General features: G+C 72.1%; 18 protein-coding genes and 1 tRNA gene. 6 read left to right on the top strand and 13 right to left on the bottom strand.

Translation table 11 applies throughout. The features are described from left to right. The first annotated feature begins 8 nt into the window (after positions 1 to 8). Positions 9 to 1,709: a substrate-binding and VWA domain-containing protein gene (locus ACRAKI_RS01655; protein WP_447005278.1), complete on the top strand. Its 1,701-nt coding sequence runs from the start codon at positions 9 to 11 to the stop codon at positions 1,707 to 1,709. Positions 1,710 to 1,824: 115 nt separating this feature from the next. Here the strand turns inward: ACRAKI_RS01655 and hpt are convergent, their stop codons facing one another. From hpt to dacB, 4 genes are all read right to left on the bottom strand, one after another. After that, on the bottom strand, positions 1,825 to 2,376 hold the full coding sequence (gene hpt / locus ACRAKI_RS01650) for a hypoxanthine phosphoribosyltransferase (RefSeq protein WP_184929558.1): 552 nt from the start codon (positions 2,374 to 2,376) through the stop codon (positions 1,825 to 1,827). 17 nt (positions 2,377 to 2,393) lie between these two features. Then, a complete protein-coding gene (gene tilS / locus ACRAKI_RS01645; RefSeq protein ID WP_447005277.1) occupies positions 2,394 to 3,305 on the bottom strand; it encodes a tRNA lysidine(34) synthetase TilS in 912 nt (303 codons plus the stop codon). 10 nt (positions 3,306 to 3,315) lie between these two features. Continuing rightward, positions 3,316 to 4,329: a zinc-dependent metalloprotease gene (locus tag ACRAKI_RS01640; RefSeq protein ID WP_447005276.1), complete on the bottom strand. Its 1,014-nt coding sequence runs from the start codon at positions 4,327 to 4,329 to the stop codon at positions 3,316 to 3,318. 122 nt (positions 4,330 to 4,451) lie between these two features. After that, positions 4,452 to 6,059 carry a D-alanyl-D-alanine carboxypeptidase/D-alanyl-D-alanine endopeptidase gene (gene dacB / locus ACRAKI_RS01635; RefSeq protein ID WP_447005275.1) on the bottom strand — a complete coding sequence of 536 codons (1,608 nt, stop codon included), beginning with the start codon at positions 6,057 to 6,059 and terminating at the stop codon, positions 4,452 to 4,454. A 115-nt stretch (positions 6,060 to 6,174) separates the two neighbouring features. Between dacB and ACRAKI_RS01630 the strand changes: the two genes are divergently transcribed. Beyond that, positions 6,175 to 6,678, top strand: coding sequence for an inorganic diphosphatase (locus ACRAKI_RS01630; protein ID WP_033443217.1), 504 nt, complete (start codon positions 6,175 to 6,177; stop codon positions 6,676 to 6,678). Between the two features lie 71 nt (positions 6,679 to 6,749). Here the strand turns inward: ACRAKI_RS01630 and ACRAKI_RS01625 are convergent, their stop codons facing one another. Beyond that, the gene (locus tag ACRAKI_RS01625) at positions 6,750 to 8,432 is read right to left on the bottom strand and encodes an MDR family MFS transporter (RefSeq protein WP_447005274.1); all 1,683 of its coding nucleotides are present in this window, start codon (positions 8,430 to 8,432) and stop codon (positions 6,750 to 6,752) included. Continuing rightward, positions 8,432 to 8,962, bottom strand: a complete 531-nt coding sequence (locus ACRAKI_RS01620; protein WP_447005273.1) for a MarR family winged helix-turn-helix transcriptional regulator — start codon at positions 8,960 to 8,962, stop codon at positions 8,432 to 8,434. Before ACRAKI_RS01620 ends, ACRAKI_RS01625 begins: the two co-directional genes overlap by 1 nt. Positions 8,963 to 9,088: 126 nt before the next feature. On the opposite strand from ACRAKI_RS01620, the gene ACRAKI_RS01615 reads away from it, so the two are divergent. The 3 genes from ACRAKI_RS01615 to ACRAKI_RS01605 are packed head-to-tail and all read left to right on the top strand — an operon-like array spanning position 9,089 to position 11,338. Continuing rightward, positions 9,089 to 9,541 carry a DUF4442 domain-containing protein gene (locus tag ACRAKI_RS01615; protein ID WP_447005272.1) on the top strand — a complete coding sequence of 151 codons (453 nt, stop codon included), beginning with the start codon at positions 9,089 to 9,091 and terminating at the stop codon, positions 9,539 to 9,541. A gap of 57 nt (positions 9,542 to 9,598) precedes the next feature. Next, a complete protein-coding gene (locus ACRAKI_RS01610; protein ID WP_447005271.1) occupies positions 9,599 to 10,360 on the top strand; it encodes a thermonuclease family protein in 762 nt (253 codons plus the stop codon). 27 nt (positions 10,361 to 10,387) lie between these two features. Beyond that, positions 10,388 to 11,338: a TIGR03617 family F420-dependent LLM class oxidoreductase gene (locus ACRAKI_RS01605; RefSeq protein ID WP_447005270.1), complete on the top strand. Its 951-nt coding sequence runs from the start codon at positions 10,388 to 10,390 to the stop codon at positions 11,336 to 11,338. Here the strand turns inward: ACRAKI_RS01605 and ACRAKI_RS01600 are convergent. Beyond that, entirely contained in the window at positions 11,325 to 11,495 is a 171-nt protein-coding gene (locus ACRAKI_RS01600) for a hypothetical protein (protein ID WP_447005269.1), read from the bottom strand. The genes ACRAKI_RS01605 and ACRAKI_RS01600 overlap by 14 nt on opposite strands. A 197-nt stretch (positions 11,496 to 11,692) precedes the next feature. Then, positions 11,693 to 11,766: transfer RNA gene (locus ACRAKI_RS01595), tRNA-Thr, on the bottom strand. A 125-nt stretch (positions 11,767 to 11,891) separates the two neighbouring features. Between ACRAKI_RS01595 and ACRAKI_RS01590 the strand changes: the two genes are divergently transcribed. Beyond that, positions 11,892 to 13,496 (top strand): hypothetical protein, encoded by a 1,605-nt coding sequence (locus ACRAKI_RS01590; RefSeq protein WP_447005268.1) that lies wholly within the window; start codon positions 11,892 to 11,894, stop codon positions 13,494 to 13,496. Positions 13,497 to 13,571: 75 nt separating this feature from the next. Here the strand turns inward: ACRAKI_RS01590 and ACRAKI_RS01585 are convergent, their stop codons facing one another. The 5 genes from ACRAKI_RS01585 to ACRAKI_RS01565 form a co-directional block, all read right to left on the bottom strand. After that, complete coding sequence (locus ACRAKI_RS01585; RefSeq protein ID WP_447005267.1) at positions 13,572 to 14,771, bottom strand: DNA polymerase III subunit delta'; 1,200 nt, start codon at positions 14,769 to 14,771, stop codon at positions 13,572 to 13,574. 20 nt (positions 14,772 to 14,791) lie between these two features. Continuing rightward, positions 14,792 to 16,822: a bifunctional MFS transporter/dTMP kinase gene (locus ACRAKI_RS01580; RefSeq protein WP_447005266.1), complete on the bottom strand. Its 2,031-nt coding sequence runs from the start codon at positions 16,820 to 16,822 to the stop codon at positions 14,792 to 14,794. Between the two features lie 83 nt (positions 16,823 to 16,905). Continuing rightward, a complete protein-coding gene (locus tag ACRAKI_RS01575; RefSeq protein ID WP_447005265.1) occupies positions 16,906 to 17,403 on the bottom strand; it encodes a hypothetical protein in 498 nt (165 codons plus the stop codon). Positions 17,404 to 17,478: 75 nt separating this feature from the next. Continuing rightward, complete coding sequence (gene topA / locus ACRAKI_RS01570; RefSeq protein ID WP_447005264.1) at positions 17,479 to 20,280, bottom strand: type I DNA topoisomerase; 2,802 nt, start codon at positions 20,278 to 20,280, stop codon at positions 17,479 to 17,481. A 126-nt stretch (positions 20,281 to 20,406) separates the two neighbouring features. Continuing rightward, positions 20,407 to 20,988 carry a hypothetical protein gene (locus tag ACRAKI_RS01565; RefSeq protein WP_447005263.1) on the bottom strand — a complete coding sequence of 194 codons (582 nt, stop codon included), beginning with the start codon at positions 20,986 to 20,988 and terminating at the stop codon, positions 20,407 to 20,409. Positions 20,989 to 21,067 lie beyond the last annotated feature (79 nt).

Raw genomic sequence — 21,067 nt, 5'->3', positions numbered from 1 at the left:
TACGAAGCATGTCAGCTGGCAACCCGGACCGGCCCGGTCGCTTCCGCCGCCTCGTCCTGCCCCTCGGCGCGCTGCTCGGCGTCATCGCCGCCGCCGGCGTCACGGTGGTGGCGCTGAAGGCCACCAGCGGCCCGGAGTGCAAGGGCACCCTACCGCTCAAGATCGCGGTCACCCCGGCGGTCGAGGAAGTGGTGCGCGGCGCCGCCGACGACTACCAGGGCACCCAGCCGGTGGTGGACGGCAGGTGCGTGCAGGTGCTGGTCGAGGCGCGCGGCGCGGCCGACGTCTCCTACGACCTGCCCACCGCCCGGATCAACCCGCCCGCGCTGTGGATCCCGGACTCGTCGATGTGGGCCGCCGAGAGCCAGCGCCAGGCCGGTGACCAGGGTGAGGACGCGCCCAGGCTGGACATCCTCGGCCCGCTGGCCTCGTCGCCCGTGGTGATCGCGGGGTCGGAGCAGGCGATGAGCCCGCTCGGCTGGCCGATCACGCCGGTGAGCTGGGCGAAGCTGCTCGACCCCAAGGTGACCGTGGCGCTGAGCGACCCGACCACGTCCACCGAGGGCCTGGCCACGCTGGCGGTCATCCGCGCGCAGCTCGGCAACCCGGACGGCACGCCGAAGCCCGAGCTGATCGGCGCCCTCCTGCGAGTCGGCCGGGACGCGCTGCCGTCCGTGCGGGACGCGTTCGGCAAGGTCGTGCAGGGCGCGGAGAACGCGCCGGTGTTCACCGCTTCGGAGCAGTCCGTGCTGGCCGCGAACCGGACCGCCGGGTCGCGCCGGGTCGTCGCCTCCTACCCCGAAGAGGGCACGGTCGCGTTCGACTACCCGGTCGTACGTGTCACCCGGACAGGCGAGCAGGAAGGCATCGCCGAGGCCGCGGTGGGTTTCGAGCGGGCGTTGCGCACCGAGCGGACCGCCCAGCGGTTCGCCGAGGCGGGCTTCCGCACGCCGGACGGCATCGCGCCGGACGGCTGGACGAACGAGAAGGACGGCCTGCGCGGCGCCGACGTGGCCGTGCTGAAGACGCCGGACCCGGACCAGGTCTCCGAGCTGCTGCGCACGTGGGGCGCGGTCAGCCTGGACACCCGGATGCTGGCCGTGCTGGACGTGTCCGGCTCGATGGCCGAGAAGATGAGCAACGGCCAGACCAGGGTGGACGCGGCCAAGGAGGCGGCGCTGACCGCGCTGGCCATGCTGCCCGACACGTCGGAGATCGGCCTGTGGGCGTTCTCCACGGACAAGAAGCCGCCGAACGACTGGATCGAGCTGGTGCCGGTCGGGCCGCTGGGCGAGCCGATCGCCGGCGCGACCCGCCGGGCGCAGCTGCAGAAGGGCGCGGGGAGCCTGCCCGCGCTGGTCGGCGGCGGCACGGCCTTGAACGACACGGCGCTGGCCGCGTTCCGGCACATGCAGGAGACCTACGAACCGGCGATGATCAACTCGGTGACGCTGTTCACCGACGGCAGCAACGACGACATCTCCAGCATCGACCTGCCCAGCCTGCTGGCCACGCTGAAGCGGGAGGCGGACCCGGCCCGACCGGTGCCGCTGATCATGGTCGGGCTGGGTCGTGACGCCGACATGGACGCGCTGCGGCAGCTGGCCGACGCCACCGGCGGCAAGGCCTACCAGGCGTTGGAGCCGGAGGACATCCGCGGCGTGCTGCTGGACGCCATCTCACAACGGCGCTGCCGGCCGAGTTGTTAGACGGCCCCTGCTCCGCGGATGGCGGCTCGGTCGCCTGGAAGTCGACCGCGCGGACGGGGTGGCCTTCTTGCGCGAACGGGGCAGCCCCTTTCGCAGGGGCCGCCCCGTCGGCGTGTCAGCTGGAGTAGACCTTCGGGTCCAGCGTGCCGATGTACGGCAGGTCGCGGTAGCGCTCGGCGTAGTCGAGGCCGTAGCCGACCACGAACTCGTTCGGGATCTCGAACCCGACGTACCGCACCGGCACCTCGACCTTCACCGCGTCCGGCTTGCGCAGCAGCGTGCACACCTCCAGCGACCGCGGCTTGCGCGACGCCAGGTTCTTCAGCAGCCACGACAGGGTCAGGCCGGAGTCGATGATGTCCTCGACGATGATCACGTCGCGGTCCGCGATGTCGCGGTCGAGGTCCTTCAGGATGCGCACCACGCCGGAGGACGAGGTGGACGAGCCGTAGGAGCTCACCGCCATGAACTCCAGCTGGACCGGCACCGGCAGCGCCCTGGCCAGGTCGGTCATGAACATCACCGCGCCCTTGAGCACGGTGATCAGCACCAGGTCGTTCGTTCCGTCGGCCGGGTAGTCAGCCGCGACCTTGTTGGCCAGTTCGGTGACCTTGTCGCTGATCTCCTGCTCGGTGATGAGCACGGAACTGATGTCGCCGTCGTACACGGACGGTTCCCCTTTTGTCATGACTGCACTGGTTCCACTCGCAGCCTGCCATGCGCGCGCCGTGCCACAAAGCCGCCGGGCAACCACACACCGCCTTGACCTCGCCACTCGTTCACCAGGGCGTCCACCCGGCGCAGGTGCGAGTCGGACAACTCGGGCACGTTCTCGCGGAGCAGCCAGCGGCGCAGGACGCGGCGGCGGAGCGCGGTGGGCAACCGGCCGACGTCGTCCACCGAGCGGCAGTCGCCGTCGAACGCCTCGGCCAGCTCGTCCAGCGCGTCGTTGTCCTCCCGCAGGTGGGCAGCGGTGCGGGCGAGGGCGTCGGCGACACCGCCCTGGAGGACGTCTTCGAGCAGCGGGAGGACTTCACGGCGCAGGCGGACCCTGGTGTAGCGCGGGTCCTCGTTGTGCGGGTCGCTCCACGGCGTCAGGCCCAGCTCGTCGCAGGCGGCGGCGGTCGTGTCCCTTGAGACGCGCAGGAGCGGACGGCCCCACGGCGGGTCGTGCGGGCGCATGCCGGCGATGCTGCGCGGGCCGGAGCCGCGGCCCAGGCCGAGCAGGACCGTCTCGGCCTGGTCGTCCCTGGTGTGGCCGAGCAGGACCAGGCCGCGTTCCGGCCGCAGGGCCGCGTACCTGGCCTTGCGGGCGGCGGCTTCGGGTCCACCCGGTCCGGTGACGTCGACCCGCCGAACCTCGGCGGCCAGGCCCAGGGCGCGGCACGTGCGGGCGGCCCGTTCGGCGATGTCGGCGGAGCCGGGTTGCAGGCCGTGGTCGACCACGACGGCGGACGCGTCGGTCAGACCTGCCGTCACCGCGGCCAGGGCGAGCGAGTCCGCGCCCCCGCTCACGGCCACCGCGACCTGCTCCGGCCGGTGCTCGGCCAGGAAGCGCTTGACCGCGGTGCGGACTTCGGACAGCGGGCCGTTCACCGCTCCGCGCTCACGGCTGGACGCGGCGCAGCCACCCGGCCGGGTCGGCGATCTCGGCGCGCGTGGGAAGGGTGTCGGGGCTGATCCAGACGGTGTTGAAGCGCTCCATGCCGACCGCGTCGACCACGTGCCCGGTGAACGCCGCGCCCTCCGCGTACTGGCGGACCTTGGCCTCGACGCCGAGCAGGGTGCGCAGCATCCGGTCCAGGATGCCGCCGCCCTGGCGACGGGCGGTGAAGCGTTCGCGGATGACGCGGACCGACGGCACGACGTCCGGGCCGACCGCGTCCATCACGTGGTCGGCGTGGCCCTCCAGCAGGGTCGACAGCGCGATGAGCCGGTCGAGCACCTCGCGCTGGGCGGGGTTCTGCAGGAGTTCGATCAGGCCACCGGACTCGCGGAGCCGCTTCGGCAGGTCGCGCAGGCGTGGCGCGGAGCTCTCGTCCATGCTGCCGAGCAGGTCCGCGACCAGGCCGGCGAAGTGCCCGGCCAGCCACGGCACGGCGGTGAACTGGAGTCGGTGGGTGCCTTCGTGCAGGCAGACCCACATGCCGAAGTCCTCGCCGGACACGTCGAGGGAGCGCTGGGCGCCGACGATGTTCGGTGCGACGAGGAGCAGCCGGCCGCCCTCCGAGAACGGGTCGTACTGGCCGAGCACCCGGCCGCTGAGGAACGCGATGACGACGCCCGCCTGGACACCCGCCGTGCCCGCCAGCACGCCGCTGAACGCGCCCGACTGCTTCGGCATCGCGTCGTCGGTCAGGGCGGAGAGCCCACGCACGGCGGCGCGCACCCACGCGGGCCGGTCGACGACCTCGCCGCGCTTGAGCGGCAGGCCGTGACCGAGGCCGGTGTGCTCGCGGACGTGCACCTCGGCGTCCACGGCCTGCTCGCGGAGCCGGTGCACGGCGATGTCCGCCTCGGCTCTGGGCACGATCGGGCCGGGGCGGACGAGCCTGGTCGCCGTGGTGACGGCCAGGGCCCAATCGACCGGGGCACTGCGGTCCTGCGTCGCCGGGTTCACCCTCCTGACGCTACCTGCGGGGACCGTGCGGACAACACCTCCGCAGCCGCACCCGATGAGCCCTACGCCCGGAACGCGCGAGTCCCACCTCGGGAACACCCGGGTTCGTCGCTCAGGACGCGCTAGCAGCCGCACGTCCGGAGGGAGGCGGCCATCTCGTCCAAGGCGCCGCGCACGGCGGACGTGGAGTCCGGGCTGAGCGACATGAAGGCGAACACGAGCAGCCGGCCGTCGGCGTCCAGGACCACTCCGGCGAGGGAGTTCACGGCGGTCAGCGTGCCGGTCTTGGCCCGGACCCAGCCGCGCCCGACCGCGCCCTGCTCCGCGTAGCGACCCTCCAGCGTGCCGCTGCCGCCCGCCACCGGCAGGGCCGTCAGGAGCGGGCGCAGCTTCGCCGTCCTCGCGTCGGAGGCGTCCGGCTTGGCCGCCGCCACGAGGACGTCCGCCAGCAGCTTCGCGGGCAGCTTGTCGTTCGGCGAGAGCCCGCTGCCGTCCACGATGGTGGCCGTCGACAGGTCGAACCCGTGCTCGGTCAGCACGTCCCGCACCGCCTTCGCCGCACCCGCGAACGACGGCTCCGCGCCCCGCGCCTTCGCCACCTCGCGCGCGATCGTCTCCGACAGCACGTTGTCCGAGATCTGCATCATGTTCTCGACCAGCCGGCCCATCGGCGCGGACTTCACCTCGCCGAGGACCTTCGCGCCGGACGGGGCCGTCCCGGCGGCCACCTCCGTCACACCGAGCCGTTGCGCCAACGCCTGCGCGGCCGTCGCGGCCGGGGTGGACGTGCGCGGCGTGTCGCGCTTCACCGGGTCACCCCGGCCACCGTCCAGCATCACCGGCTCGATCGGCGAGACGTACCCGGCGGGCACGTCGGCGGGGTCCCAGCCGGGCGCCATCCCCGGACCCGCGTACCGCGACACGTCGTACAGCACCCTGGTCACCGGCCCGGCGGCGCTCACCTGCGCGGCCAGCTCGTCGAGCGTCGCCGCGCCGGGGTACACCGTGGTCTGACCGGCGGGCAGGGACGACAGCGTCGGGTCACCGCCGCCGACCAGCACCACGGTGCCCGGCTGCGGCCCCTGCACGACGGTGGTCGACAGGCGTTCGGTGTGGTCGAGCGCGAGCAGCGCAGCCGCCGCGGTGAGCACCTTGATCGTGGACGCGGGCGTCTGCGGCGACGTCTCGCCCTGGTTCCACAGCGCCGTGCCGGTCACCGGGTCGACCACGACGCCGGTCACCGGGTCCAGCATGTCGTTCGCCACCGGTCCGGCCAGCACCGCCCGCACCCCGGCGGCCGTGGGCGCCTTGCCGTCCGCCCCGACGCCCTTCATGGCCAACGCCACCGGCGCCGGCGGCAGCGGGGCGGGCGTCGTCGGCACCGGCGTGGTCTCGAACCACCCCATCCGGGTGCCGGCGACCGCCGTGCCGGCGAGGGCGACCACGAGGAGTGCCGCCGCACCGAGCACGAACGGCTTCCGGCCCCGGCGGGCCGGCGGCGCTTCACTTTCCGTGATCGGTTCAGGGACCGGTTCAGGTTCCGACTTGATCTCGGTCGCCGGCTCCGGCCGGACCGCCGGAGGAGGCGTGAAGGGCCTCGGCGGGATCCGTGCGGGCTTCGGCACCGGGATTCGCATGGTCGCCGGGTCAGGTTGTCTGACCTGCACCGTCGGCGGCTCGCGGTCGACCTCGTCGTCGTCGACGACCGGCCACGATGGCTCGTCGGGCACGTGAGTCCTCCGCGGTCGAGTACGGGCAACGTCACACCCTCGGCAAGGGGTTGACGAGACGTCGTAGTCCACACTAGTGGCGTAACGAACGGCGAAGACGAGCGAGGACCGCGCAGTGGAGTTCGACGTCACCATCGAGATCCCCAAGGGGGTCCGCAACAAGTACGAGATGGACCACAAGACGGGACGCATCCGGCTCGACCGGACCCTGTTCACGGCCACTCAGTACCCGGCGGACTACGGCTTCGTCGACGACACGCTCGGTGAGGACGGCGACCCCCTCGACGCGCTCGTGATCGTCCAGGAGCCGACGTTCCCGGGCTGCTTGATCAAGTCGCGCGCGATCGGCATGTTCCGGATGACCGACGAGAAGGGCGGCGACGACAAGCTGCTCTGCGTCCCGGCCGAGGACCCGCGGTCCGAGCACCTGCGCGACATCCACCACCTGAACGAGTTCTACCGGCTGGAGATCCAGCACTTCTTCGAGGTCTACAAGGACCTGGAGCCCGGCAAGAGCGTCGAGGGCGCGACCTGGGTCGGCCGCACCGAGGCCGAGGCCGAGATCGTCCGTTCGTACCAGCGCCTGAAGGACGCCGTGGCGCGCGGCGAAGAGCACTGACCGGAACCGTCGAAGAGGCCCGCCCCCCGATCGGGGAGCGGGCCTCTTCCGTGTGACCGACCGCGTGGGCGTCAGGGCGTCGTGATCGGCGCGGACTCGTCCTTGCCTTCCCTGGCCGCCTCGGCGTCCTTCACCCGCTCCAAACCCGAACGGGTGGACAGCGGCTGCTCGCGCAGGAACCAGATCGCCACGAAGCCGACCAGCGTGACCAGCCCGCCCACCATGAACACGAGGTCGATCGACCCGGAGAAGCCGTCCAGGAACGGCCGGACCAGCACCGGGTCGAGCGTGGTCAGGAACTCGGTGTTGTCCAGGTCGAAGGCCGTGCCGCTCTGCAGGCCGGCGGCGAACTCGCGGTTCTCCGGCCGGGCCAGCGCGGCCTGGAAGTCCGGGTTGCCGGCCGCCGTGCGCAGCCCGTCGCCGATCTTCTCGCCGACCGTGCTGAACAGGATCGACAGGAACACCGCGGCGCCGACCGTGCCGCCGATCTGGCGGAAGAACGTGACCGACGAGGTCGCCACGCCCATGTCGCGCGGCTCGGAGTCGTTCTGGATGGCCACCTGGAGGGTCTGCATGCACAGGCCCAGACCGATGCCCATGAACAGCATCAGCACCAGCGGCTGGTAGATCGGCGTGTCGGTGCCGACCGTGCTGAACAGCATCAGCACCGCGGTCATCACGCCGAACCCGACGACCGGGAACACCTTGTAGCGGCCGGTCTTGGCGGTCAGGATGCCGCTCGTGGCCGCCGCCATCATGATCCCCAGCGTCAGCGGCAGCATCATCAGGCCGGACTCGGTCGCCGAGTAGCCCTTGACGATCTGGAGGTACAGCGGCAACGAGACCATGCCGCCGAACATCCCGACGCCGAGCACGAAGTTGAGCAGGTTGCCGAGCGAGAACGTGTGGCTCTTGAACAGCCGCAGCGGCAGCAGCGCCTCGTCGCCCATGCGCTGCTGGACGAGCACGAACCCGATCAGGCCGAGCACGCCGACGACGTACAGGGCGATCGAGGTGCCCGACGCCCACCCCCACTCGCGGCCCTGCTCGGCCACGACGAGCAGCGGCACCAGGCCGACGGTGAGCAGGGCGGCGCCGGCGAAGTCGATCCGGTGGTTCACCCGCTGGTGCGGGATGTTCAGCACCTTGGCCACCACGACCAGCGCGATCAGCGCGATCGGCACGTTGATCAGGAACACCCAGCGCCAGCCGGCCGTGCCGAGGAACGACTCCATGCCGGCGAACAGACCGCCGACGACCGGGCCGGCGACGCTGGAGACGCCGAAGACGGCCATGAAGTAGCCCGCGTAGCGGCTGCGCTCACGCGGTGACGTGATGTCCGCGAGGATCGCCATGGCCAGCGACATCAGGCCACCGGCGCCGAGGCCCTGCACCGCGCGGAACGCGGCGAGCTCGTACATCGAGTCGGCGATGCCGCAGAGCAGCGAGCCCAGCAGGAACAGCGAGATCGCGGTCAGGTACATCGGCTTGCGGCCGAAGATGTCGGACAGCTTGCCGTACAGCGGCGTGGAGATCGTCGCGGTGATCAGGTAGGCGGTGGTCGCCCACGCCTGCAGGGTCTGGCCGTGCAGCTCGTCCGCGATGGTCTTCATGGCGGTGGCCACGATCATCTGGTCCAACGCGGCCAGGAACAGCCCCAGCAGCAGGCCCGACAGGATGGTCAGGATCTGCCGGTGGGTGAGCAGGGCGGCGCCGGGTGGCGGCGCGTCCGCTCGGGTTGTCGTCTCCGACATCATGTCTCCCCTTCGGAGCGCGGCCCGAGTCCGCTCTCGGCGATGAATTCCGGCAGCGCCTTCTCGTAGTCCCCCACGAAGCGCTCGAAGTACTCGATGAACCGCGTCCGCTCGTCGGCCGGCCAGTCCGTGAACAGGCGGGCGAGCGTCTCGTTGCGCTTCGCCCGGCGTTCGTGGAGCAGGCGGGCGCCCGCCTCGGTCACGGCCAGCACGCTCGCGCGGCCGTCCTCCGGGTCCGCCCGGCGTTCCACCAGGCCGTCCTTGACCAGCGTCGCCACCTGGCGGCTGACCGTGGACGGGTCGGAGAAGACGGCCTCCGCCAGCGCGCCGGCCCGCGACGGCCCCATCTGGTTGAGGTTGGCCAGCAGCACGAACGAGGCCTTGTCCATGCCGGACTTGCTCATGTGCGCGGCGACGCAGGCGTGCATCTTGTGCATCCGGACCAGCGCCATGCCCAGCCGGTCGGCCAGCACGATGTGATCGGCCGTCGGCGGGTCGGCCACCGGCCGGTCACTGGTCGGGGTCACCATCACACACTCCGTTGCTTGCGTTAACCAACTAGTTGCTGAGTACAAGCATGCACCTGGCGAGAGGTCGGGGCAAACGGATTTCCGGTGACTCGCGTCTCGTGGTTACCGGCCGGTAGCATCGCCGGCATGAGCACTGACTACTCGTTCGTCGCGGACGCCATGAAGCAGACCGTGCCCTGGGTGAAGACCGTGGGCGTCGAGTTCCCCGAGGTGGCGGCCGATCGGGTGGTCGCCGAACTGCCGGACCGCGAGGACCTGCGCAACCACGTGGGCGGTCCGCACGCGGCGATGATGTTCGGCGTCGCGGAGACCGCGTCCGGCGCCGTGGTGATCGCCGCGTTCAGCGCGCACATGGCCAAGGCCACGCCCCTGGTCGTGCGGTCGGAGATCGCCTACAAGAAGCTCGCGCTCGGGCCGCTGCGCGCCGAGGCCGTGCTGGGACGGCCCGCGGCGGACGTGGTGGCCGAGCTGGAGTCGGGCACGCGGCCCGAGTTCCCGGTGAGCGTGACCATCACGAACGCGGAGGGCGTGACGACCGGGGAGATGACCGTCGTGTGGACCCTCCGGCCGAACCGCTGACAGGGCTCTTCGCGGTGACACAGGTAACACCCGGCGTACGCCTGCGATGAGGCGTTCATGGCAGCTTCTCCCGCAGGGCCGTTGGACTCCTGGCGCCGGCTTGCCGCCGAGCGCCGGATCGTCATCACCGCCGCCGCCGTGGTGGTGATCCTGTTCTTCGTCGGTGCCGCCTGTTCGGGTGAAGATCCCGCCAAGCCCGACGCGGCGGGCGGCACGACCACGCCGTCCACCGCGTCGGTGACCGACACCCCGGTGACCACCACCGCCCCGACCACGACCACTCCCCCCGCCGTGCGGGTCGCGGAAGTCGTCGACGGGCGCACGGTCACCGTGTCCGGTGGCGGACGGGTGCAGCTGGCCGGCCTCGCGCAGCCCGGCGAGTGCTGGGCCGCGTCCGCGGTCGACTTCCTCAAGACCGCACTGGCGGGCAAGGACTTGCAGGTCGTCGGCGGCACGGTGCTGCTGCCGGACGGCGTCGACGTGGCCGTGCACGTGCTGGGCCAGGGCATGGCTCGGGCCGATTCCGGCGCAACCGCCGCACTCGTCGCGGCCCAGGACGCCGCGAAGTCCACCGGGCTCGGCCTGTGGGGCGCGCCGTGCTCCGGCGCGGACACCGTCGCGCCTGCGCCGCCGCCGGTGCACACCGCGCCCGCGCCGCAACCCGTGCAGCCCGCGCCGCAGCCCGAGCAGCCGGCCGCCGTCCACTACGCCAACTGCGACGCCGTCCGGGCCGCGGGCAAGGCGCCGCTGCACGCCGGTCAGCCCGGCTACCGCTCCGGTCTCGACCGGGACGGCGACGGCACGGCCTGCGACAAGTAGGCGGCCGGGAGTAGTAGAACCGTCCCCATGAAGGTGGACCGGCTGGAGATCGCGTACGACCCGACGACCGTGGTCGACGCCGCCCGCGCGGCGGAGGCCGAGGGGTGCGACGGCTTCTGGCTGGCGGAGACCCGGCACGACCCGTTCCTCGCGCTCGGCGTGGTGGCCGGACAGGTGGAGCGGGTCGACCTGGGCACGGCGATCGCGGTGGCGTTCGCGCGCAACCCGATGAGCACGGCCATGCAGGCGAACGACCTCCAGCTGCTGTCCGGCGGCCGGTTCAACCTGGGCCTGGGCTCGCAGGTCGAAGCGCACATCACCAAGCGCTTCGGCATGCCGTGGTCACGACCGGCCGCGCGGATGCGCGAGTTCGTGCTGGCGTTGCGCGCCATCTGGCACAGCTGGGCCACCGACGAGCGGCTGAGGTTCCGCGGCGAGTTCTACACGCACACGTTGATGACACCGTTCTTCTCGCCGGGCCCGAACCCGCACGGCGCGCCCATGGTGTGGCTGGCGGGTGTCGGCGAGCTGATGACCGAGGTCGCGGGCGAGGTGGCGGACGGGTTCCTGTGCCACAACTTCACCACCGAGCGCTACCTGCGCGAGGTGACGCTGCCGGCGTTGGCACGGGGCCGGGCGAAGGCCGGGAAGCCGTTGGCGGGCCTGGAGGTCAGCGGCCCGTCGCTGGTGGCGTGCGATGAGGCGGCCGTCGCCGAGGTGCGTCGCCAGATCGCGTTCTACGGCTCGACGCCCGCTTACCGCAAGGTGCTCGACCTGCACGGGTGGGGCGAGCTGCACGAGGAACTGCACCGCATGTCGCGGCGGCAGCTGTGGGACGACATGGCCGCCGCCGTCACCGACGAGGTCCTGGACGCCTTCGCCGTCGTGGGCACGCCCGCGGCGGCGAAGGCCGAGCTGATCCGCCGGTACGGCGACGTGATCACCAGGATCGCGGCCCCCGTCGTCAGGACCGGATGAGGAACCGCCCGCTCGGCTCTTCGCGGACCCAGTGCCGGAACAACTCCGCCCGGACCCTCGCCACGGTCCGCCGGCGCACCCACCGCCGGCGCCCCACCCGCGCCGCGAGCACGGCCAACGGCAACGCCAGCACCGTCGACACGATCATCGTGACCATCGCCCTCACCTCCAGGGTGGCAACGACACGGTCGCCCACGACTGACGCCAATGGTGAAAAGGTCACTCCGATGGAGCAGTCGTTCGACGCCGTTCGACTACCCACGGCGCAACATTGCGGTGAGCGGCCCGCCCGAGAGGCGCAGCCAAAGAAGAAGGGGCCAGGTCGGAAATACCGACCTGGCCCCTGTCCCGCGGAGCCGCCTATCGGAATCGAACCGATGACCTGCTCATTACGAGTGAGCTGCTCTGGCCGACTGAGCTAAGGCGGCGAGACGCGACAACTATAGCTGAAGGTTCAGCCGTCACCGACGGGGGGCCGGCTCGTTGGACGAGGAGTGACGGGGCTCACGCGGGCGCCGCACCGATGACGCCGCTGTCCTGGAGGTCCGACCACATGCGCCTGATGGCCCTGCCCGCCGCCGCCGTGCTGGTCGCGCTCTGCGCCGCTCCCGCGTCCGCCCAGCCGTCGACGACGCCGGTGCCCGGACCGCGTGACCCGGCCCAGCCGCCGGTGTCCGCCGGGCCGACCACCCAGGCCCACGCGATCGGGGACGCCGGCACCGGGTTGGCCGTGGTGAGGATCGCCCCGGACTCGACCACGACCAGCACGGTCCTGCCCGGTTTCGGCGAGCAGCTGCCCAAGCAGTCGGCCGCGGAGATCGGGGTCGGGCTGGCGTCGGCCCAGGCCAACACCGAGGCGTTCCTGGCGTACGAGCGGGCGGTGGCGCAGGCGTCGCCGATGGGTTTCGCGGTGCAGGGCCGCGCGCCGCAGACACCCGGCACGCTGGTGCAGACCGCGTCACCGGACAACGCGGCCCCGATCACGGGTGGCCTGACGCCGCCCGCCACACCGCTCGACACCCTGCTCAAGGTCGGTCTCCTCAACGGCAGCGTGCACGCCCGCTGGGACGACGAGCTGGGCCCGTGCGTGCAGCCGCTAGCGGACGCCAAGACCTCCGTCGCGACCCTCAGCGTGCTCAACGCCATCCCGACCCTGCCCAGCTCCCCCGACCTCACCGGCATGCTCACCGGTGACACGCCGAAGCTGGACGACGCCGCCAAGCAGTCCCTGATCGACAGCGTCAAGCAGCTCAGCGCGCCGCTCAGCCAACTCGGCGGCCTGCTCTCCGGCAGCCCCGACAGCGGCGCGACCGGCTCGCTGCTCAGCCTCCCGGAGACGCTCAGCGCGCACTCGACCGTCGAACTGGTCGACCTCCCCGGCAGCGCGAACAAGGCCGTCCGGTCCACGTCCACGCTCCAGGCCGCGAGCGTCCGCCTCCTCGCGGGCACGGCCGGGGAGATCCGCATCGACGTGGTCAGCCGGCCGACGCTGGTCGCGCTCTCCACGGGCGACGAGGCCACGTCCGGCATCACGTACACCGCGCCGGTCCTCCGCGTCACCCAGGGCGGCAGGGAGCTGGGCACGCTCGACGCGGCCAACCCGAAGCTGGACGTCCCCATCGGCGTCGCCCCGGGTCAGGAGCTGCCGCTCGTCGGCGACCTGGCCCAAGGCCTGCCGCTGCTCGACATCGGCGTGCTGCGGTTGCAGATCGCCCAGCTCAACCAGAAGGACATGGTGATCGACGGTCCGCTCCAGCAGGGCGGTCCCACCATCAAGGGGTACATGCTCGGGGCGACCGCGCGCCTGCTCGACCTCCAGCTGCTGCCGACCGATGCCCTCGGGCTGCCGAACCTGCCGTCGGCGCTGGCACAGGTGTCCCTGGGTGAGCAGATCGTGCGCGCGGCCGCCCCGAACGGCGGCGTGGTCTGCGCTCCGGCGCAGGCCCCGCCGGGGGGTGGTGGCCAGCCGGCGCCGCCGCGGCAGGACCAGCCGCTGGCCTACACGAACGCCGCGTACAAGACGATCCCGATCTTCTGGACCGGCACGGCCCTGCTGCTGATCGGTGTCGTCGTGGTGGCCGCCCTGCCCGCACCCGCCCGCCGACGTCCGGTCAAGTCCCCGACCGCCGCACCGACCGAGCCGCCGCCCGCCGGGTGAGCCCGTGCCGGGCGGACACGTGCTGGGCGGACACGTTCTGGGCGGACACGTTCTGGGCGGGTGCTCCGGTCGGCGTCAGCCGCGCTGGAGCGTGGTGAGCATGGCTTCGACGGCGATCCGCGGCTTCACGTTCAGCTCCAGCGCGGTCCGGCAGTTCAGCACCGCCTCCAGCCGGCGCAACGTCGACTCCGGGGTCCACGCCGCCGCGGCCGAACGGGCGTCCTCCGCCCGGTCCGGGTGGTTCAGCACGGCCGGCGCGCCGGACGCCGTCACCAGCACGTCCCGGTAGAACGCGGCCAGGTCGACCAGCGCCTGGTCCAGCGAATCGCGCTGGGTCCGGGTCGCCCTCGACTTCTGCCGCTTCTCCAGTTCCTTCAACGCGCCCTTGGCGCCACGGGTCGCGGCGGCCGTCCCCTTGCCCGTGCCGCCGGCCCCCATGGCCATTTCCATCGCCTCGCGCTCGGCCAGGTCACGGCCCTCGTTGGCGGCCACGGCATCACCCTCGGCCGCCGACACGAGCTGGTCGGCGCACGTGAAGATGTCCGCCGGACGCCGCAGTGCCAGCGGGATCCGCAACACCGCCTCGCGCCGTGCCCGCGCCTGCTCGTCCGTGGCCAACCGCCGCGCGCGCCCCACGTGCCCGCCGCACACCGAAGCGGCCCACGACGCCACCTCCGGCGCCACGCCCTCGTACTCCAGCGCCGACGCGATCGCGGCGACCCGGGGCGTGGCCAACGAGACGATCCGGCACCGGGACCGGATGGTCACCGACACGTCCTCCGGGTGGTCCGATGGCGCGCACAGCAGGAACACGGTCCGGTCCGGCGGCTCCTCCACCGCCTTGAGCAGCGCGTTGGCCGCGCCCTCGGTGAGCCGGTCGGCGTCGGTGATGATCACCACCTGCCACCGCCCGGACGTCGGCCGGCGCGCGGACACCTGCACCAGCGCCCGCATCTCGCCGACCGAGATCGACAAGCCCTCGGGCGAGACCACCCGCACGTCGGCGTGGGTGCCCGCCAGGGCGGTGTGGCAACCGGGGCACCCGCCGCAGCCAGGCCGGTCGTCGGCGGTGATGCACTGCAACGCGGCGGCGAACGCCCGTGCCGCCACCGAACGCCCCGAACCGGGCGGCCCGGTGAACAGCCACGCGTGCGTCATCGCGCCCGGCGCGGGCGTACCCCCCGCCACGATCGACGCGGCGGCCTCCGCCGCCGCCGACAGCACCGCGACCGCCTCGGGCTGACCGACGACGTCGCCCCACACACCACGGTTCACCAGGCGACCGTACCGATCCGTCAGGACGTCTCGGCCACCGGCTTCGGCGGCATCCCCGCCCGCCGCGCGAGCAGCGGCACCACCGCCGCCCGCACCCGTTCGGCCACCTCGTCCTCGGGCCCGTCCGCGTCGACCACGACGTACCGCTCCGGGTCGGCCGACGCCATGTCCGTCAGCAGCTTCTGCACCCGCCAGTGGTGCTCGACCGTCTCCAGCGTGCCGCCGGCCGCCCGCACCTCGGACGGCATCCGGTCCAGCAGCACGGTCACGTCCGGCCGCAGTCGTCCGGTGGCCCAGTCGACCAGGCCCTCCATCTCCCGCGGCTCCAGCGTGCCGGCCGCGCTGAAGTGCGCCAGCGGGCTGTCGACGTACCGCTCCATGACGACCAGCAGGCCTTCGGCCAACGCCGGCCGCACCTCGCGCTCCACCACGTCCGCCCGCACCGCGGCGGCGACCAGCGCGTGCGCCCGCACCCCGGCCAGGTCGGCGGTGGACAGCAGGTTGCGCAGCCGCTGCTCGTCGAGGTCCGGGTCGGACGCGAGCACCACCTGGCGGCCGGTCTCGCGCAACGCCTCGGCCAGCCTCCTGGCCTGCACGGACGTGTCCTGCCGGGTGTCGCCCTCGACGGCGATCAGCACGCCGGTGGTCCGCCGCGCCCGCCCGCGCAGCGCCGAGAGCAGGTCGTGGAACAGCGGCTCGGTGCGCCGGTCGTCCATCTGCCGGTAGGCGATCAGCCCGAGCAGCGCGGCGATCAGCGCCGCGCCGAACAGCACCGGCCGGGTCCCGTCCACCTGCATCGGGTGGTTGAAGACGGTGATCGTGCGCTTCTGCACCAGCGACACCAGCAGCGGCGCGGCGGCGGCGGCGGCCCCGAGCACGATCTTGAGCAGGGACTGGAGCAGGGCCACCGTCCGGCCGCGCATCGCGTCCTCGACCCGCGAGCCCACGATGGTCAGGCCGGTCAGGAACGCCGTGCCGGCCGACGCGCCGACGAACGCCACCGCGACCAGGGCCACCCACAGGTGGGGCGCGAACGCGACCACCACCAGGCTCATGCCGGCGACCACGATCGTGACGCCGAACAGCCGGTCGTAGGGCAGCCGCCGGGCCATTCGCGGCGCGGTCCCCATGCCGATCGCCAGACCGGTGAACACGGCGACGAACAGCAGGCCGAACGTCGACTCGCCGCCGAGCAGCGAGTCCGCGTAGAGCGGTGCCGTGCCGATCACCGCGCCGGCCGCGGCGAACGCGCCGATCATGCCGATGACCAGGCCGCGGACCAGCGGTGTGCGGGCCGCGAACCGCATTCCGTCGCGCAGCATGGCGAAGAAGCCGGGCGCACCGCCGTCCGCTCGCCCCCGGTTGACGGGCGCCATCCGGCCGGACAGCTCCGGGACGCGGGTGGCGACCAGCAGCGCCGCGGTCAGGTACAGCGCGCCGTTGACCATGACCGCGATCGTGGCGATCCGGAACTCCAGGTCCGAGCTCTGCACGTTCAGGTAGCCCGGGATGCCGGAGATGATCGCGTACAGGCCCGCGCCGGAGATGACCGCGATGCCGTAGGTCATCACCAGGCCGAGCTGGTTGGCCGTCTCCACCTGGTCCGGCCGGCGCAGCAGGTTCGGCACCGCCGAGTCCTTGGCCGGGATCCACAGCATGGCGCAGCAGCCGACCAGGAAGTTCGCCACGAACAGCCACCACGCGGTGCCGACCAGGGCGATCGAGATGAACAGGCCACCGCGCAGCACGTCGCAGGCGACCATGATCTTGCGGCGGTCGAACCGGTCCGCCAGCACTCCGCCCAGCGGGGCGAACAGGATGCCGGGGAGCAGCTGCGTGAGCACCACCAGGCTGAGCGAGAAGCTCTGCCACTGGTAGCTCTCGTTCAGCATCTGCCGGACGAGGCCGGTCAACGCGAGCAGTGACAGCCAGTCACCAACGCTGCACAGGTAGGTGACACCCCACAGCCTGCGGAACGGCCGGATCGCCAACACGCTGCGAATCCGGTGGCTGGTCGAAGCCGCTGCGCCGCCGTCTTGGATTGTGCTCACCCCCGCCGATGTGCAGGACGTAAGGGTAGCCGTGCCTATTCACCCTCATGACCGCAGCCGCCATTCGGGTGACCAAAGTGAGATCACTTCAGCAAGTCGACCGCAGCCTGGATGATCTCACGCACCACGTTGAACAACAGCCCGCTCACCGCCGCCAGCGCCACCAAGCACCCGATCAGGCTGCTCTTGTTCAACTTCGGCGCTTGTTGTCCCGCTCCCGCCCGCACGGGTTGACGGCGGGGTGGGCCGGGCTGCCTGGGCGCGACCTGCCGACCCGGCGGGTCCCGCACGAACGCGTACGGGTTCGCGACGTGCGACTGGGCGGGCTCGTACGACTCGACGGGGCGCTGTGACCGGGCAGGCCGACGCGACGGGACGGGTCGGTTCGGCTGAGCGGATCGGTTCGGCTGGGCGGGTCGCTGCGCGCGGGCCGGACCACGAACCGGACCGCGGGCAGACGGGACGTACGGCGCGCTCGGCGGCTGCGGAGGCGTCAACGACGGCACGACGATCGGCGCCACGGCCTCACGCCGGTAGGGCTGCTCGCCCGTCACCAGGCCCGCGAGCGGGTCCTCGAACACGCGCGGGGGCGGTGGGGCCTCCGTTCCGTCCCGGCCCACTGGACCAGCGCCGAAATCGTCCACCGCCCACCTCCGCTAGCTCTTGGTCTTGGCCGGAGCCTTCTTCCGCGCCGCCGGCTTCTTCGCCGCCGGAGCCTTCTTCTTCGTCGTCGGACCCTTGGCCCGCTTCTCGGCCAGCAGCTCGGCCGCCCGTTCGTCGGACAGGCCCTCGACGCTGTCCGACTTGCGCAGCGACGCGTTCGTCTCGCCGTCGGTCACGTACGGGCCGAACCGGCCCTCCTTGACCACCATCGGCTTGCCGGACACCGGGTCCTCGCCCAGCTCCTTCAACGGCGGCGCGGCGGCGGCCCGGCCCCGCTTCTTCGGCTCGGCGTAGATCTTCAGCGCCTCGTCGAGGGTCACCGTGAACAGCTGGTCCTCGCTGGTCAGCGACCGCGAGTCGGTGCCCTTCTTCAGGTAGGGCCCGTACCGGCCGTTCTGCGCCGTGATCTCCGCGCCGGTCTCCGGGTCCTTGCCGACCACGCGCGGCAGCGAGAGCAGCTTCAGCGCGTCGTCCAGCGTGACCGTGTCCAGCGACATCGACTTGAACAGCGAGCCGGTGCGCGGCTTCGGCGGCTTCTTCGTGCCCTCCGGGGCCTCCGGCAGCACCTCGGTCACGTACGGCCCGAACCGGCCTTCCTTGGCCACGATCTCGTGCCCGGTCACCGGGTCGTTGCCCAGCGAACGACCCTCCTGCGGGGTCGAGAACAGCTTCTCCGCGATCTCGCGGTTCAGCTCGTCCGGCGGCATGTCGTCGGGCAGGTTCGCGCGCTGCGCGCTGACCCCGCCGTCCGGCCCCTCGACCTCGCGCTCCAGGTACGGTCCGTACCGGCCGACCCGGACGAAGACCGTGCGGCCCTCCAGGTCGGGGAACAGCGGGATCGAGTTGACCTCGCGGGCGTCGATCGCCTCGACGCTGGAGCCGACCAGCTTCTTCAGCCCGCCGGACCGGCCGACCGACGACTCCGGACCGACGTTGCCGCCGAAGTAGAACCCGGACAGCCACGTGGTCCGCTCCTGGCGGCCGGCGGCGATGCCGTCGAGCTCGTCCTCCAGGGCCGCCGTGAAGTCGTAGTCCACCAACCGGCCGAAGTGCTGCTCCAGCAGCCCGACCACGGCGAACGCCACCCACGACGGGACGAGGGCGGAGCCCTTCTTCCACACGTAGCCGCGGTCCTGGACGGTGCTGATGATCGAGGCGTAGGTGGAGGGCCGGCCGATGCCCAGCTCTTCCATCGTCTTGATCAGGCTGGCCTCGGTGAAGCGCGGGGGCGGCGACGTCGAGTGGCCGTCCGCGGACAGCTCCGCCGCCAGCAGCTCCTGGTCCTTGACCAGCAGCGGGAGCCGGGACTCGGCGTCGTCGGACTCGCCGCCGGCCTCCGAGTCGACCGTCTCCACGTACGCCTTGAGGAAGCCGGCGAACGTGATCGTGCGGCCGGAGGTGGCGAAGGTGACCGCCTCGCCGCCGGCCCCGGCGGAGCCGGGAGCTCCACCCGGTCGGGTGGCCTGGGTCGTGCCGGAGATCCGGATCGACGTCGTGTTGCCGCGCGCGTCGGCCATCTGGCAGGCAATCGTGCGCTGCCAGATCAGCTCGTACAGCTTGAACTCGTCCGACTCCAGCTCGCGGGCCACCTCGCCGGGGGTGCGGAACACCTCGCCGGCCGGGCGGATGGCTTCGTGGGCCTCCTGCGCGTTCTTGACCTTGCGGGTGTACTGGCGGGGCTCCTTGGCCACGTACTGCGCGCCGTACAGCTCGGTGGCCTGCGCGCGGGCCGCCGAGATCGCCGTCTCCGACAGCGTCGTGCTGTCGGTGCGCATGTAGGTGATGTAGCCGTTCTCGTACAACTTCTGCGCCGTGCGCATGGTGCGGTCCGCGGAGAAGCGCAGCTTGCGGCCCGCCTCCTGCTGGAGCGTGGACGTCATGAACGGCGCGTACGGCTTGCGGGTGTACGGCTTCTCCTCGACCGAGGAGACCTTCATGGTGGCGTTGACCAGGCCGTCGGCGATGGCCCTCGCCTGGGCCTCGTCCAGCACCCGGACTTCCGAACCGGCCTTCAGCCGGCCGTCGGAGCCGAAGTCGCGGCCCGAGGCGAGGCGGGTGCCGTCGACCGCGATCAGGCGGGCGCCGAACGTGCGCGGCGAGGCCTCCTCGCCCGCGTCCATGGTCGCCGAGACGTCCCAGTACGAGGCGGTGACGAACTTCATCCGCTCGCGCTCGCGCTCGACCACGATCCTGGTCGCCACGGACTGCACCCGGCCCGCCGAGAGCTTCGGCATGACCTTCTTCCACAGCACCGGGCTGACCTCGTAGCCGTAGAGGCGGTCGAGGATGCGGCGGGTCTCCTGGGCGTCGACCAGGTCCTGGTCCAGGTCGCGCGGGTTCGCGGCGGCGGCGAGGATCGCGGGCTCGGTGATCTCGTGGAACACCATCCGCCGGACCGGGACCTTCGGCTTCAGCGTGTCCAGCAGGTGCCAGGCGATGGCCTCGCCCTCGCGGTCGCCGTCTGTCGCGAGGTAGAGCTCGTCGACGTCCTTGAGCAGCTCTTTCAGCTCCGCGACGGTCGCCTTCTTGTCCGGCGTGACGACGTACAGGGGCTCGAAGTCGTGGTCCACGTCGACGCCGAGGCGCGCCCACGGCATGCCCTTGTACTTCGCGGGCACGTCGGCCGCTCCCCGGGGGAGGTCCCGGATGTGCCCCTTGGATGACTCCACGACGAAGTCGCTGCCGAGGTACGACGCGATCTTCCGCGCCTTCGCGGGCGACTCGACGATCACCAACCGTCGATTTCCGCTCGCTGATCCCCCGTTTGTCTTCCTCGCCCGTGTCGATCCAGCCACGCCGTCCCGCTCTCTTCGAACACTGTGTCCCGACCCGCCAGTGTGCACTGTCCTTTGTCGCCGCTGGGCAGCCCTGGTCGGGACAGGGTGACACAACTGTGCCTGATCTTCCGTCAGGAGGACGCGCTACGCAGCCGGCCAGGTGCGCTCGGCAACGCCCCTCGGCGCACGTCCGACCAGCTCGGCGAGCCGTTCGAGCCGCCGCCTGCCGACGACGCGCAGCGCCGGTCCCCCCTCTTTCCCGGTCCAGAGTGTCGAGGGGAGGCCCGACGTGGCCAACGCTTTTCGCAACGCTTCGTGGGTGCCGGGTGATTCCGGGTCGAGGCCGAGGAAGTACCCGGTCTCCACCCAGCGCCCGGACGCGAGCGCCCACAGCCGCAACGCGCCGCCGTCGAGCGTGAAACCGGCGGGGACGACCTTGCGGCAACCGTCCAGCCACTGCCCGGCCAGGCCGGTCAGGTCGGTCCGGAAAGCGGTGGTGACCTGCACGGACCCGGCTTCGTCCGGATCGGTCCTGGCCTGCACTCCGCGCTCGGCCAGCGCCGCCGCCACAGCCGCCGCGCGAGCCGGGGTGTCGACGGTCACCGACACCCTGGCCGCCCGGCCGCGGGCGAAGCCCAGCGCCTGGCCGGGCCCGCACAGCAGGCCCGCCAGGTCACCGACGCAAGGCTGTCTCGCCTCGGCCGAGAAGAAGGACAGTTGCCCCACGGACAGGCAGCGTAGAACACACGTTCGACCACGGCCAGGCCCCGAAGGGCTGAACCGGCTGCCCCCACCGCCTCAGGCG

This window comes from Saccharothrix isguenensis (assembly GCF_052936305.1).
This window is presented reverse-complemented; position numbering and strand designations above follow the sequence as displayed.